Genomic DNA, 12,715 nt, shown 5'->3' with positions numbered 1-12,715 from the left:
CTTAGAAGTAACCTTGACGTTTTTTCAGTTCCATTGATCCTGATTGATCGTGGTCGATCGCTCGCCCCTGTCGTTCACTGGACGTGGCGACTAACATCTCTTCAATTATCTCTGTCAGGGTGTCAGCCTCAGATTCAATCGCGCCAGTTAATGGATAACAGCCAAGCGTTCTAAAGCGCACGCTCTTGTTCTCCACTTTTTCATCTGGTTGAAGCTTCATTCGATCGTCATCAACCATAATCAGCATGCCGTCGCGCTCGACCACAGGGCGTGGTGCAGCAAGGTACAGCGGCACGATTTCAATGTTCTCAAGATAGATGTATTGCCAAATATCCAACTCGGTCCAGTTTGATAATGGGAAGACACGAATACTCTCTCCCTTGTTAACCTGACCGTTATAAGTGCGCCATAACTCTGGTCGCTGATTTTTTGGATCCCAGGTGTGGTTCTTATCACGGAATGAATAAACTCGTTCTTTTGCACGAGATTTCTCTTCATCACGGCGAGCACCACCAAAGGCTGCATCGAAGCCATACTTATTTAATGCTTGTTTCAAGCCCTGAGTTTTCATGACATCCGTGTGCTTTGATGAGCCATGATCAAAAGGGTTGATGCCAAGTGCTAAGCCTTCAGGGTTTTTATGTACCAAAAGATCAAAACCATATTTCTTCGCGGTGCGATCTCGAAACTCGATCATTTCACGGAATTTCCAGTCCGTGTCGACATGCAGCAGTGGGAAAGGGATTTTCCCCGGATAGAAGGCCTTGCGCGCCAAGTGAAGCATCACTGATGAGTCCTTACCTATCGAGTACATCATGACCGGGTTGTCGAACTCTGCAGCAACTTCACGAATGATGTGAATGCTCTCTGCCTCGAGCTGTTTGAGGTGTGTTAAGCGTTGTTGATCCATAACGTTTCTTCCTTGTAAGCCAAAAGGCCTAGTGACTCTCTAAATCGTTAGTCAAAAATTATAATGAGTTGGCAATCGCACTATTGCTGAAGCGAGTACCAAATAAAAACCAGTCCAACTTTTGAGACAGACTGACCACCTCACCCACCACAATCAGGGCTGGAGAGGCCGCATTTTTTGCCGTTGTTGAAAGTTGGTCGAGCGTGCTGACCCAAACTCTCTGCTCTTTTTGAGTCCCCCTTTCTATAATGGCAATCGGTGTACTTGCACTGCGGCCATACTCTATTAACTGTTGTGAGATATAGTCAGATTTCATCAATCCCATGTAGATCACCAGAGTTTGATTGCCTCGAGCTAGCGTCGACCAATCCAACTGATCATCTTTGTCTTTGAGATGTCCCGTAATAAACATCGCCGATTGGGCATAGTCTCGATGAGTTAACGGGATCCCTGCATAGGCCGTCGCACCGGCCGCTGCGGTAATACCAGGGACGACTTGGAAAGAGATTCCAGCGTCAGCTAACACTTCTAGCTCTTCTCCACCACGACCGAAGATGAAGGGGTCACCGCCTTTAATCCGAACGACTCGATAATTCTGCTCGGCAAAGTCAACCAACAGCTGATTGGTTCTCTCTTGAGGCACACTATGATGCCCGGCTCGTTTTCCAACACAGACCAAAATAGCGTCACTGGGCACAAGCCCCATGATCTCATTCGAAACGAGATAGTCATAAAGCACGACATCCGCTTGCTGAAGCAAATTCATTGCTTTTATTGTTAACAGCTCTGGGTCACCTGGTCCCGCCCCGATAAGGGCGACCTCTCCGGGCTGTAATTGAGTAGCAGCAATGCGCGGCTGCTCATGATTAGATACCAGCTTTAATAAGCCAGAAGAGATACTCGACTGTTCCGTTGCCATGTAATTGCGATCCGTTGCTCAAGAATGGCTCTCATTATGGCGATGTCTTTATATTACCTGAAATTCTAAAATTTCATTTTTTATACATAAAGATGATAAGAGAAGAGAGATAGAGATAAATGTTCTTCATTTAATTCACAAATTTTTGCCTTCAAGACGATCTTGTTCACAATAAAAACTGCAATAGACACAGATCCAGCACTAAAATTGGTACATTACACGCGTTCCAAACCCTTCCCTTCTTATTTTGCTTGGAGGCAATAATGACACTTGCAGCAAAACCTCTTTCTATCGCGGTCTTGACCGGTATGCTGACTATGGCTGGCCCTGCGATGGCAGATACGATCAAACTGCGTATTATCGAAACGACTGACATCCATACCAACGTTATGGACTACGACTATTATCGTGATGCTCCATCAAAACAGATCGGTTTATCTCGCGCAGCGACATTGGTAAAAGAAGCAAGAGCAGAAGTAGAAAACAGTGTCTTAGTAGATAATGGAGACCTTATTCAAGGCAGCCCAATGGGTGACTACATGGCGGCTAAAGGGGTAAAACCTGGCGACATCCACCCAGTATATAAAGCGATGAACTTGATGGACTACGATGTGGCAAACATCGGTAACCACGAGTTCAACTTTGGTCTAGACTTCTTGGCAGCAACGCTTGAAGGCGCGAACTTCCCATACATCAGTGCTAACGTTTACGATAAAAAGACTGGGGAGCACTATTTTAAACCTTACCTCATTCAGCCATACCAGTTCAAAGATGAGAATGGTAAAGAGCACAAGGTAAACGTTGGTTACATCGGTTTCGTACCACCACAAATTATGGTTTGGGATAAGGCGAACTTGGAAGGCCAAGTGCTCGCTCAGGATATTAAAGAGAGTGCTGAGCAGCTTGTTCCTGAAATGAAAGCGCAAGGCGCTGATGTCATCATCGCGATCCCGCACTCTGGTATTTCGACAGATCCTTACAAGCAAGGGGCTGAAAACTCGACCTTCTACTTGTCTGAAGTGGAAGGGATCGATGCGATCGCCTTTGGCCACGCGCATGCCGTATTCCCAAGCAGCGACTTTGCCAATATTCAAGGCATTGATGTTGAAAAAGGACAAGTTAACGGCGTCACTGCGGTAATGCCTGGTCGTTGGGGTAGCCATGTGGGTATCATGGATCTCGTATTGAAACAGTCTGATGGCAGCTGGTCTGTGGTCGATGGTCGCGCAGAAGCACGTGCTATCTACAATAAGTCTGAGCAAAAATCATTGGCTGCCGCTGATCAAGCGATCGTTGCAGCAGTTGCTGATGATCATAAAGGTACACGTGATTTTGTGAACCAACCTATCGGTAAGGCAAGTGATGTCATGTACAGCTTCCTAGCACTAGTTCAAGACGATCCTACCATTCAAATTGTTAACCTTGCTCAAACAGATTATGTTGAGAGAATGATCCAAGGCGACCCAGATCTCGATGGTATTCCTGTTCTCTCTGCTGCCGCACCATTCAAAGTGGGCGGACGTAAAAATGATCCAAATAACTTTACCGAGGTTGAGTCAGGTCAGCTGACTTTCCGCAATGCGGCGGACCTTTACCTCTACCCAAATACACTAGTCGCACTAAAAGTGACGGGTCACGAGGTAAAGGAGTGGCTAGAGTGTAGTGCAGGTCAGTTCAATACCATTGATGCTAACTCTAGAGATCCACAAAATCTGATCAACTGGGATGATTTCAGAACCTACAACTTCGATGTCATTGATGGTGTTGAGTATCAAATTGATGTGACGCAGCCTGCAAAGTACGACGGTGGCTGTAATGTCATTAACGAAGCCTCTGAGCGTATCGTAAATCTGACCTTCCAGGGTAAGCCTATCGATACTAAACAGGACTTCATCATTGCGACCAATAACTACCGTGCGTTCAGCAATGCATTCCCTGGCACCGGAGAAGAGTTCATAGCCTTTGAAGCGCCAGATGAGAACCGCACTGTATTGTCAAACTACATTTCTCGCGTGAGTGCAGAAAAAAGTGAGGTGGTACCAAGTGCCGATAACAACTGGTCATTTGCGCCAATTAAGACCGATACCACACTTGATATCCGCTTTGAAACTTCACCAAGTGAAAAAGCTGCGAAGTTCATTAAAGAGCGCAGCGTCTACCCTACCAAGCGTGTTGCAACTGATGAAGTCGGTTTCGCTATCTACAGTATCGACCTGACGAAAGAGTAAATCCGCTACATGTCGTAGTTTCTTCTGTCAAAGAAGCTAAATCGAAAGCAGTTCGGCTTTTGTCGAACTGCTTTTTTTATTACCCTGAATTTAAACTTCTTGGTACCTAATGAAGATGGAAAAAAAAATTAACCTCAAGTGGCAAACGTTAAGTTTTGAACAGCTCGACACACACTCCCTATATAACCTTTTAAAATTAAGAGTTGATGTATTTGTTGTAGAGCAGAACTGCCCTTACCCAGAACTGGATGACAAAGACCACCATTCTGAGGTAAGACACCTGATAGGCAGGATAGACGATGAGATTGCGGCTTACTGCCGAATATTACCAGCAGGGGTGAGCTATCCCTCTCCAAGCATTGGCAGAGTGATTGTCGCAGAAAAATATCGTGAGTTTAAACTTGGCCATAGCCTATTAGAAAAAGCAATCAACGCTATTGGCCTGCTATGGCCGCAATGCAACACCATCGAGATAGGAGCGCAGCAGCACTTAGAGGCATATTACCAAAAGCACGGTTTCAAGCGGTGCAGTGAAATGTATTTCGAAGACGGTATCCCACACATTGACATGGTGAAACACCAGGGGTAATTGGATGTCTACTTGCTGCGACCAAAGCCGCCATCAGAAAGCCGGAAAAAGATCACCGCCCCCTTTGATGAATCAAGCTGAATAATATCGAGCTCACCCTCTGGCGTGCGTTTAAAGCGAACCAACTGCCCTTGTCTCAAACGACTTAGAGGCTGATCTTCACCCTCGATTTTTACCAACGCGTTGAGGTCAGCCATTGGAAACCCTTGATTACGGAACACCGCAGCGAGAGTATCCCCCTGCTTCACCGTATAGTCCTGCCAAGCGGGCTCAACACCTTGCTCTGCAGTCGCTTGCTCTCTGGTGCTTAAACTCTGGGTATTTATGGGGATCTCCATACGACTTGCTGCGGGCATCACCACCGTTTCAGAAGCATCCTTTGAGCCTGATGGCAATAACAACAGGACAACCACGAACGGTACCAAAACCATCAATACTCGACGATGTAAGAGTGGCAAACGCATCCATAGAGGCTCTATACGCTGTTTAGTCGATACCAACTTAGAGCGCCAATCAAACGATTGAAGCCTTTGCTTTACTGATTCTAATGGATCTTGCTGTTGGCGCTTTTTGCGACGACGATTCATCCCATCTTTTCCCTAAAACTACCGCCAAACCAAATCGGCTTATATCCTGTCAGTATATCCAAAGATAATCATCAAAGTCACCTCTGATAGTTTGAACTTAGCACTGTTTCACGCTTGATTGACACAAGATACCTGTTATCCTTTTCGGTTCAACTAACAAAGAGAGTGACAGAATGTCTGAAGTTAAATTTGAAACTGTAGAGCAAAAAGCTAGCTACGGTATCGGTCTTCAAATGGGCCAACAACTTGCTGGTTCAGGTCTAGAAGGTCTAAACGTTGATGCAATCGCAGCAGGTATCGCTACTGCGCTAACTGGTGACATGCCAGCAATCGAAATCGATGAGATCAACAATGCACTTCAAGAGCTTCACACTCGCGTAGAAGCAGCACGTCAAGAAGCAGCAAAAGCAGCGTCTGCTGACGGTGAAGCGTTCCTAAAAGACAACGCTCTACGTCCAGAAGTAACAGTACTGGAGTCAGGCCTTCAATACGAAATCATCACTGAAGGTACAGGTGAAATCCCAACTTCTGACAAGCAAGTACGTGTTCACTACCACGGTGAGCTAACTGACGGTACTGTTTTCGACAGCTCAGTTTCTCGCGGTCAACCTGCAGAGTTCCCAGTAACGGGTGTTATCAAAGGTTGGGTTGAAGCTCTACAACTAATGCCTGTTGGTTCTAAGTGGAAACTATACATTCCTCAAGACCTAGCATACGGCGAGCGTGGCGCAGGTGCTGCTATCCCTCCATTTGCAGCTCTAGTATTCGAAGTTGAACTACTAGACATCCTGTAATCATTCACAGGTCTTTCTAAAGCGACGCTATTGCGTCGCTTTTTTTTGTCTAAACTGTAGAAACAACTCTAACAACAACAGCGTCAGACAAAAATCATAGGCGTAAGCCATCAAGGAGAGACCATGAAGAAGACAACTTACCTGTGTGCATCCCTGCTCATTGTATCAACCAACAGTTTTGCATTTCTCGATTCTCTTGAGAGCAGCGATGAAGACAGCACCAGCGATTTAATGGGCATGGCCAGCAGTGCAATGTCCGATAGTGCGTCATCCCCCCTCGCCGATCTATTATCCGATCAACTGTCTGTTTCTCCAGAACAAGCCGTCTCTGGTTCAGGCGCGTTACTCTCTCTGGCACAGAGCCAACTCTCGTCAGAGAACAGCAGTGAGCTCATGTCTTTGATCCCTGGCTTATCAGATATGGGTGGTATCACCAATATGCTGGGTTCGATTGAGAACCTCGATGCGGTGAATAGTGCGTTTGAAGCGGTAGGCTTAGATTCATCAATGGTCAGTCAGTTTGCGCCGGTGATTCTAAGTTATCTGACAGAACAAGGGGCAAGTGAAGGATTGCTGAGTGCGTTAGGGGGCTTATGGCAATAGTGTATCTTGCTGATAAATTTCTTCATCATTCACAGGATACAAAAAAGCCGAGCATAAATGCTCGGCTTTTTAGCTAAACGAAACTGAGATTACTCAGCTGCTGCTTCTTCAGATGCTTCTGGGCGATCTACAAGCTCAATGTAAGCCATTGGAGCTTTATCACCAGCACGGAAACCAGCTTTTAGGATACGAGTGTAACCGCCCTGACGAGCAGCAAAACGTGGACCTAATTCGTTAAATAGTTTTGCAACTACTTCGTTATCACGAGTACGTGCAAATGCTAGACGACGGTTAGCAACACTGTCAGTCTTAGCTAGTGTAATCAAAGGCTCAACTACACGACGTAGCTCTTTTGCTTTTGGCAAAGTAGTCTTGATAACTTCATGACGTACTAGAGAGCTAGCCATATTGCTGAACATCGCTTTGCGATGTGAGCTGTTGCGGTTGAGTTGACGACCACTCTTACGATGGCGCATGACCTAATCCTTCTAACTAGTATCGATTAATCTTCAGCGATAGACGCTGGTGGCCAGTTTTCTAGGCGCATGCCCAGAGAAAGACCACGTGATGCAAGTACGTCTTTAATCTCAGTAAGAGATTTTTTACCAAGGTTTGGCGTTTTAAGTAGCTCAACCTCAGTGCGCTGTACAAGATCACCGATGTAGTGAATCGCTTCTGCTTTCAGACAGTTAGCAGAGCGAACTGTTAGTTCAAGATCGTCTACAGGACGCAGTAGGATCGGATCGAATTCTGGCTTCTCTTCCTTCTCCTCAGGTACACGTACATCACGAAGATCTACGAACGCATCCAATTGCTCAGCAAGAATAGTTGCTGCGCGACGGATAGCTTCCTCAGGCTCAAGAGTACCGTTCGTTTCCATATCGATAACAAGCTTGTCCAAGTCAGTACGCTGTTCAACACGAGCTGCTTCAACCGCGTAGGCAATTTTGTCTACTGGGCTGTAAGTCGCGTCTACTAGCAGACGACCAATTGGACGCTCATCTTCTTCAGTATGGATACGAGCTGAAGCTGGAACGTAACCACGACCACGTTCTACTTTGATGCGCATAGCGATCTCAGCATTGTCATCAGTTAAGTGACAAATTACGTGTTCAGGGTTTACGATCTCTACATCACCATCATGGGTGATGTCACCTGCAACCACAGGGCCTGAGCCTGATTTGTTCAACGTAATAAACACTTCATCTTTGCCTTCGGCAACGCGAACAGCAAGACCTTTAAGGTTAAGAAGAACTTCAAGAATATCTTCCTGAACACCTTCTTTAGTGCTGTATTCGTGTAGTACGCCTTCAATCTCTACTTCTGTTACAGCACAACCTGGCATAGAAGATAGTAGAATACGGCGAAGTGCATTACCAAGAGTATGGCCGAAACCACGCTCTAATGGCTCAAGAGTTACTTTTGCGTGAGTCGTGCTGATTTGTTCGATATCAACAAGACGTGGCTTAAGAAATTCTGTTACAGAACCCTGCATTGTGTCCTCTCTTTAGTTTAAACCTTACTTAGAGTAAAGCTCGACGATCAATTGTTCGTTGATGTCAGCAGATAGATCTGAACGCTCAGGCATACGCTTGAATGTACCTTCCATCTTACCAGCATCTACTTCAATCCAAGTTGGTTTTTCACGTTGTTCAGCAACTTCTAGAGCCGCTTTAACGCGAGCTTGCTTTTTAGCCTTCTCGCGAATAGATACAACGTCGTTAGCCGCAACTTTGAAAGAAGGAACATTTACAACGTTACCGTTAACTAGGATAGCTTTGTGGCTAACTAGCTGACGAGATTCAGCGCGAGTAGCACCAAAGCCCATACGGTAAACTACGTTGTCTAGACGACCTTCTAGAAGCTGAAGTAGGTTCTCACCAGTGTTACCTTTAAGGCGAGCTGCTTCTTTGTAGTAGTTACGGAATTGTTTTTCTAGAACGCCGTAGATACGACGAACTTTTTGCTTCTCACGAAGCTGAACGCCATACTCAGATAGACGACCGCGACGAGCGCCGTGTACACCTGGTGCGTTATCAATTTTACACTTGGTATCGATCGCGCGTACACCAGACTTAAGGAATAAGTCAGTACCTTCGCGACGGCTAAGCTTCAGCTTAGGACCCAAATATCTTGCCATGATTCTTCTCCAATTATCCTAGAAACGTTATACGCGACGTTTCTTAGGTGGACGACAACCGTTATGAGGGATTGGTGTAGCATCAACGATGTTTGTGATGCGGAAACCAGCTGCGTTCAGTGCGCGAACAGTAGATTCACGACCTGGACCAGGACCCTTAACCATAACTTCCAAGTTCTTTAGACCGTATTCTTTAGCCATTTCAGCACAACGCTCAGCAGCAACCTGTGCAGCGAACGGAGTAGACTTACGAGAACCACGGAAACCTGAACCACCTGCAGTAGCCCATGCTAGAGCGTTACCTTGACGGTCAGTAATAGTTACGATTGTGTTATTAAAAGAAGCATGGATGTGCGCAACACCGTCTGCAACTTGTTTGCGAACGCGTTTACGCGCGCGAGTTGGTTGTTTAGCCATTGTACTCTACCTTCCCGATTATTTCTTGATCGGCTTACGCGGACCCTTACGGGTGCGAGCGTTGGTTTTAGTACGCTGTCCACGTAGTGGTAGACTGCGACGATGACGAAGACCACGGTAACAGCCAAGGTCCATAAGACGCTTGATGTTCATTGATACTTCACGACGTAGATCACCTTCTACAGTGTATTTAGCTACACCATCACGCAGTTGATCGATCTGCTCATCAGATAGTTCACTGATCTTAACATCTTCAGCAATACCCACTTCAGCTAGGATAGCTTGAGAGCGAGTCTTACCGATACCGTAGATCGCAGTTAGTGCGATTACAGCATGTTTTTGATCAGGAATGTTAATGCCTGCTATACGGGCCATTATTCACTCCTAGTGTTTCATAAAAGAATTAGCCGCAGCAAAGCCCGTTATGGATACGCTGCGGGATACTACTTCTTTTGCACGCAAAAGGTAGGGCGAGTAATATACTCGTCGCTACCTTACATTTCAAGTAAAAATTTCTGCTAATTAGCCTTGGCGCTGTTTGTGCTTTGGCTCACTGCAAATCACGCGAACAACACCGTTGCGCTTGATTACTTTACAGTTACGGCAGATTTTTTTAACGGAAGCACGAACTTTCATTGCTAAACTCCGTAATTGAACTCTGAAGTTACCGCCGGATTAACGGCCGTAACCTTTCAGATTCGCTTTTTTCAACACAGAATCATATTGTTGTGACATCATATGAGTCTGTACCTGTGCCATAAAGTCCATGATAACAACTACTACGATTAGTAGAGATGTACCGCCGAAGTAGAAACGTACGTTCCACGCGACCATCATGAACTCGGGAATCAGACAGATAAAGGTAATGTATAACGCACCCGCAAGGGTTAGTCTAGTCATTACTTTATCAATGTACTTAGCTGTCTGCTCACCTGGGCGGATACCGGGTACGAATGCACCTGACTTCTTCAAATTATCTGCAGTTTCACGCGGGTTGAAAACCAACGCCGTGTAGAAGAAGCAGAAGAAGATAATTGCTGCTGCATAAAGCATAACATACAACGGTTGACCTGGGCTAAGAGCCAATGACACGTCAGTTAACCAACCGAACGCGCTGCTCTCACCGTTTTGACCAAACCACTGAGCCAATGTTCCTGGGAACAAAATAATGCTCGATGCGAAGATTGCAGGAATTACACCAGCCATATTAATTTTCAATGGCAAGTGAGTGCTTTGTGCTGCAAATACCTTACGACCTTGTTGACGCTTCGCGTAGTTAACAACGATTCGACGTTGACCACGCTCCATGAAAACAACGAAGTAGATAACAGCAAAAGCGAGTACTGCAATCAACAACAGAAGAAGTACATGCAATTCACCTTGACGCGCCTGCTCGATTGTTTGACCGATTGCCGATGGCAATCCAGCAACAATACCTGCAAAGATCAGAATGGAAATACCATTACCGATTCCGCGCTCTGTAATTTGTTCACCTAACCACATCAGGAACATGGTGCCGGTTACTAAACTTACGGTAGCAATTAGCGTAAACATGGTTTGGTTGATAACAACCAGATTGTTGACCATGTTTGGTAGGCCAGTTGCAATACCAATAGCTTGGAATGTTGCAAGTACGAGCGTGCCGTAGCGTGTATATTGGCTAATCTTACGACGGCCAGCTTCACCCTCTTTCTTGAGTTCAGCTAACGCTGGGTGAACTACAGTCAACAGTTGGACAACAATCGAAGCCGAAATATACGGCATGATGCCCAACGCGAATATAGATGCACGCTCAAGAGCACCACCGGAGAACATGTTAAACATTTCAACGATGGTACCTTTTTGCTGTTCGAACAAATCGGCAAGTACAGCCGCATCAATACCAGGTAGTGGTACGAAAGAACCTGCACGGAATACTAGAAGAGCCCCTAATACGAATAGAAGACGCGACTTCAACTCCGCTAATCCATTTTTCGCACTACTAAAATCTTGTCCTGGTTTTTTAGCCATCTGTACCTTTCCTACGAAGATTATTCTTCGATTTTACCGCCAGCAGCTTCGATTGCAGCTTTAGCGCCTTTAGTCACGCGTAGACCTTTAACAGTCACAGCTTTGTTAATTTCACCAGAAAGAACAACTTTTACAAATTCGATGTTCTTAGTGATGATGTTAGCTGCTTTAAGGCTGTTAAGATCAACTACGTCACCTGTTACTTTCGCTAGCTCAGCTAGACGAACTTCAGCAGACACTAGGCTCTTACGAGAAGTGAAACCGAATTTAGGTAGACGCTGTTTCAGAGGCATCTGACCGCCTTCAAAACCTGGACGAACTGAACCGCCAGAGCGTGACTTTTGACCTTTGTGACCACGGCCACCTGTTTTACCAAGGCCAGAACCGATACCACGACCTACGCGCTTCTTAGAAGGCTTAGAACCCGCAGCCGGTGATAGAGTATTCAAACGCATTCTGATTACTCCTCAACTTTAACCATGTAGTAAACCTTGTTGATCATGCCGCGTACTGCAGGCGTGTCTTCAAGTTCTACTGTGTGGTTGATTTTACGAAGGCCAAGACCTTTAAGACACAGTTTGTGCTTAGGTAGGCGACCAATTGAGCTTTTAGTCTGAGTTACTTTAATAGTTGCCATTGTGTTCTTACTCCGAAATAGATTCAACAGTTAGACCACGTTTAGCAGCAACCATTTCTGGAGACTTAACGCTACCTAGTGCATCGATCGTAGCACGAACGATGTTGATAGGGTTCGTAGAACCGTATGCTTTAGATAGTACGTTGTGTACACCAGCAACTTCTAGTACTGCACGCATCGCACCACCTGCGATAACACCAGTACCTTCAGCAGCAGGCTGCATGTAAACTTTAGAGCCCGAGTGGCGACCTTTCACTGGGTGGTGAAGTGTGCCTTCGTTAAGCGCGATCGTAGTCATGTTACGACGTGCTTTTTCCATTGCTTTTTGAATCGCTGCAGGTACTTCACGAGCTTTGCCGTAACCGAAACCTACGCGACCGTTACCGTCACCAACTACAGTTAGTGCAGTAAAGCTCATGATTCGACCACCTTTAACCGTTTTAGAAACACGGTTAACTGCGATTAGCTTTTCTTGCAAATCATTCGCTTGAACTTGTTGTTCTTTAGCCATCTTCCAACCCTACCTTAGAATTTCAGACCAGCTTCGCGAGCAGCTTCTGCTAGCGCAGCCACACGGCCGTGGTATTGGAAACCAGAACGATCGAATGCAACAGCAGAAACGCCTTTTTCAAGAGCGCGCTCAGCAACAGCTTTACCTACTGCCTTAGCTGCGTCGATGTTACCAGTGTATTTCACTTGCTCACGGATCGCTTTTTCTACAGTAGAAGCAGCTGCGATAACCTCAGAGCCGTTTGCCGCGATAACTTGTGCGTAAACGTGGCGAGGAGTACGGTGTACTACCAGGCGAGTTGCACCAAGTTCTGCAATCTTACGACGTGCGCGTGTAGCACGACGGATGCGAGATGCTTTCTTATCCATAG

At 45.9% G+C, this 12,715-nt stretch carries 18 protein-coding genes; 4 read left to right on the top strand and 14 right to left on the bottom strand.

Annotated elements, in window-relative coordinates; all coding sequences use genetic code 11:
* Window position 1: 1 nt before the first annotated feature.
* Both cysD and cobA read right to left on the bottom strand, forming a co-directional pair.
* A complete protein-coding gene (gene cysD, locus GT360_RS01790; RefSeq protein ID WP_164647239.1) occupies window positions 2-910 on the bottom strand; it encodes a sulfate adenylyltransferase subunit CysD in 909 nt (302 codons plus the stop codon).
* Window positions 911-968: 58 nt separating this feature from the next.
* On the bottom strand, window positions 969-1,829 hold the full coding sequence (gene cobA, locus GT360_RS01785) for a uroporphyrinogen-III C-methyltransferase (protein ID WP_164647238.1): 861 nt from the start codon (window positions 1,827-1,829) through the stop codon (window positions 969-971).
* Between the two features lie 263 nt (window positions 1,830-2,092).
* Between cobA and GT360_RS01780 the strand changes: the two genes are divergently transcribed.
* Together GT360_RS01780 and GT360_RS01775 are read left to right on the top strand one after the other, a co-directional pair.
* Window positions 2,093-4,057, top strand: a complete 1,965-nt coding sequence (locus GT360_RS01780; protein ID WP_164647237.1) for a bifunctional 2',3'-cyclic-nucleotide 2'-phosphodiesterase/3'-nucleotidase — start codon at window positions 2,093-2,095, stop codon at window positions 4,055-4,057.
* A 115-nt stretch (window positions 4,058-4,172) separates the two neighbouring features.
* Window positions 4,173-4,646 (top strand): GNAT family N-acetyltransferase, encoded by a 474-nt coding sequence (locus GT360_RS01775; RefSeq protein ID WP_164647236.1) that lies wholly within the window; start codon window positions 4,173-4,175, stop codon window positions 4,644-4,646.
* 8 nt (window positions 4,647-4,654) lie between these two features.
* Here GT360_RS01775 and GT360_RS01770 read toward each other — a convergent pair whose 3' ends face one another.
* A complete protein-coding gene (locus tag GT360_RS01770; protein WP_164647235.1) occupies window positions 4,655-5,233 on the bottom strand; it encodes a LysM-like peptidoglycan-binding domain-containing protein in 579 nt (192 codons plus the stop codon).
* Window positions 5,234-5,406: 173 nt separating this feature from the next.
* Between GT360_RS01770 and GT360_RS01765 the strand changes: the two genes are divergently transcribed.
* Together GT360_RS01765 and GT360_RS01760 are read left to right on the top strand one after the other, a co-directional pair.
* Window positions 5,407-6,027: a BamJ family beta-barrel-assembly machinery protein gene (locus tag GT360_RS01765; protein ID WP_164647234.1), complete on the top strand. Its 621-nt coding sequence runs from the start codon at window positions 5,407-5,409 to the stop codon at window positions 6,025-6,027.
* A gap of 123 nt (window positions 6,028-6,150) precedes the next feature.
* A complete protein-coding gene (locus tag GT360_RS01760; protein ID WP_164647233.1) occupies window positions 6,151-6,630 on the top strand; it encodes a DUF2780 domain-containing protein in 480 nt (159 codons plus the stop codon).
* A gap of 89 nt (window positions 6,631-6,719) precedes the next feature.
* On the opposite strand, the gene rplQ is transcribed toward GT360_RS01760, so the two are convergent.
* The 11 genes from rplQ to rplR all read right to left on the bottom strand — a co-directional run bounded on the left by rplQ (window position 6,720) and on the right by rplR (window position 12,713).
* A complete protein-coding gene (rplQ, locus tag GT360_RS01755; protein WP_031493230.1) occupies window positions 6,720-7,106 on the bottom strand; it encodes a 50S ribosomal protein L17 in 387 nt (128 codons plus the stop codon).
* Between the two features lie 26 nt (window positions 7,107-7,132).
* Window positions 7,133-8,125, bottom strand: coding sequence for a DNA-directed RNA polymerase subunit alpha (locus GT360_RS01750; RefSeq protein WP_164647232.1), 993 nt, complete (start codon window positions 8,123-8,125; stop codon window positions 7,133-7,135).
* A 24-nt stretch (window positions 8,126-8,149) separates the two neighbouring features.
* Window positions 8,150-8,770, bottom strand: a complete 621-nt coding sequence (gene rpsD / locus GT360_RS01745; protein WP_164647231.1) for a 30S ribosomal protein S4 — start codon at window positions 8,768-8,770, stop codon at window positions 8,150-8,152.
* A gap of 27 nt (window positions 8,771-8,797) precedes the next feature.
* Window positions 8,798-9,187: a 30S ribosomal protein S11 gene (gene rpsK / locus GT360_RS01740; protein WP_001118870.1), complete on the bottom strand. Its 390-nt coding sequence runs from the start codon at window positions 9,185-9,187 to the stop codon at window positions 8,798-8,800.
* An 18-nt stretch (window positions 9,188-9,205) separates the two neighbouring features.
* Window positions 9,206-9,562 (bottom strand): 30S ribosomal protein S13, encoded by a 357-nt coding sequence (gene rpsM, locus GT360_RS01735; RefSeq protein ID WP_164647230.1) that lies wholly within the window; start codon window positions 9,560-9,562, stop codon window positions 9,206-9,208.
* Between the two features lie 147 nt (window positions 9,563-9,709).
* Window positions 9,710-9,823, bottom strand: a complete 114-nt coding sequence (rpmJ, locus tag GT360_RS01730; RefSeq protein ID WP_000868186.1) for a 50S ribosomal protein L36 — start codon at window positions 9,821-9,823, stop codon at window positions 9,710-9,712.
* Window positions 9,824-9,862: 39 nt separating this feature from the next.
* Window positions 9,863-11,197, bottom strand: coding sequence for a preprotein translocase subunit SecY (gene secY / locus GT360_RS01725; protein WP_164647229.1), 1,335 nt, complete (start codon window positions 11,195-11,197; stop codon window positions 9,863-9,865).
* A 20-nt stretch (window positions 11,198-11,217) separates the two neighbouring features.
* Window positions 11,218-11,652: a 50S ribosomal protein L15 gene (rplO, locus tag GT360_RS01720; protein WP_164647228.1), complete on the bottom strand. Its 435-nt coding sequence runs from the start codon at window positions 11,650-11,652 to the stop codon at window positions 11,218-11,220.
* 5 nt (window positions 11,653-11,657) lie between these two features.
* The gene (gene rpmD / locus GT360_RS01715; RefSeq protein WP_047047661.1) at window positions 11,658-11,834 is read right to left on the bottom strand and encodes a 50S ribosomal protein L30; all 177 of its coding nucleotides are present in this window, start codon (window positions 11,832-11,834) and stop codon (window positions 11,658-11,660) included.
* Window positions 11,835-11,841: 7 nt separating this feature from the next.
* On the bottom strand, window positions 11,842-12,345 hold the full coding sequence (gene rpsE / locus GT360_RS01710; protein ID WP_005597103.1) for a 30S ribosomal protein S5: 504 nt from the start codon (window positions 12,343-12,345) through the stop codon (window positions 11,842-11,844).
* Between the two features lie 14 nt (window positions 12,346-12,359).
* On the bottom strand, window positions 12,360-12,713 hold the full coding sequence (rplR, locus tag GT360_RS01705; RefSeq protein WP_164647227.1) for a 50S ribosomal protein L18: 354 nt from the start codon (window positions 12,711-12,713) through the stop codon (window positions 12,360-12,362).
* Between the last annotated feature and the right edge of the window lie 2 nt (window positions 12,714-12,715).

The sequence above is a fragment of the Vibrio astriarenae genome (genome assembly GCF_010587385.1).
Taxonomy (GTDB): Bacteria; Pseudomonadota; Gammaproteobacteria; order Enterobacterales; family Vibrionaceae; genus Vibrio; species Vibrio astriarenae.
The sequence above is the reverse complement of the archived record's forward strand: the minus strand, read 5'-3'. Positions and strand labels throughout refer to the sequence as shown.

Bases quoted from the DNA above. Each gene is read 5' to 3' on its own strand.
- cysD (WP_164647239.1), bottom strand. From the start codon at position 910: ATGGATCAACAACGCTTAACACACCTCAAACAGCTCGAGGCAGAGAGC.
- cobA (WP_164647238.1), bottom strand. From the start codon at position 1,829: ATGGCAACGGAACAGTCGAGTATCTCTTCTGGCTTATTAAAGCTGGTA.
- GT360_RS01780 (WP_164647237.1), top strand. From the start codon at position 2,093: ATGACACTTGCAGCAAAACCTCTTTCTATCGCGGTCTTGACCGGTATG.
- GT360_RS01775 (WP_164647236.1), top strand. From the start codon at position 4,173: ATGGAAAAAAAAATTAACCTCAAGTGGCAAACGTTAAGTTTTGAACAG.
- GT360_RS01770 (WP_164647235.1), bottom strand. From the start codon at position 5,233: ATGAATCGTCGTCGCAAAAAGCGCCAACAGCAAGATCCATTAGAATCA.
- GT360_RS01765 (WP_164647234.1), top strand. From the start codon at position 5,407: ATGTCTGAAGTTAAATTTGAAACTGTAGAGCAAAAAGCTAGCTACGGT.
- GT360_RS01760 (WP_164647233.1), top strand. From the start codon at position 6,151: ATGAAGAAGACAACTTACCTGTGTGCATCCCTGCTCATTGTATCAACC.
- rplQ (WP_031493230.1), bottom strand. From the start codon at position 7,106: ATGCGCCATCGTAAGAGTGGTCGTCAACTCAACCGCAACAGCTCACAT.
- GT360_RS01750 (WP_164647232.1), bottom strand. From the start codon at position 8,125: ATGCAGGGTTCTGTAACAGAATTTCTTAAGCCACGTCTTGTTGATATC.
- rpsD (WP_164647231.1), bottom strand. From the start codon at position 8,770: ATGGCAAGATATTTGGGTCCTAAGCTGAAGCTTAGCCGTCGCGAAGGT.
- rpsK (WP_001118870.1), bottom strand. From the start codon at position 9,187: ATGGCTAAACAACCAACTCGCGCGCGTAAACGCGTTCGCAAACAAGTT.
- rpsM (WP_164647230.1), bottom strand. From the start codon at position 9,562: ATGGCCCGTATAGCAGGCATTAACATTCCTGATCAAAAACATGCTGTA.
- rpmJ (WP_000868186.1), bottom strand. From the start codon at position 9,823: ATGAAAGTTCGTGCTTCCGTTAAAAAAATCTGCCGTAACTGTAAAGTA.
- secY (WP_164647229.1), bottom strand. From the start codon at position 11,197: ATGGCTAAAAAACCAGGACAAGATTTTAGTAGTGCGAAAAATGGATTA.
- rplO (WP_164647228.1), bottom strand. From the start codon at position 11,652: ATGCGTTTGAATACTCTATCACCGGCTGCGGGTTCTAAGCCTTCTAAG.
- rpmD (WP_047047661.1), bottom strand. From the start codon at position 11,834: ATGGCAACTATTAAAGTAACTCAGACTAAAAGCTCAATTGGTCGCCTA.
- rpsE (WP_005597103.1), bottom strand. From the start codon at position 12,345: ATGGCTAAAGAACAACAAGTTCAAGCGAATGATTTGCAAGAAAAGCTA.
- rplR (WP_164647227.1), bottom strand. From the start codon at position 12,713: ATGGATAAGAAAGCATCTCGCATCCGTCGTGCTACACGCGCACGTCGT.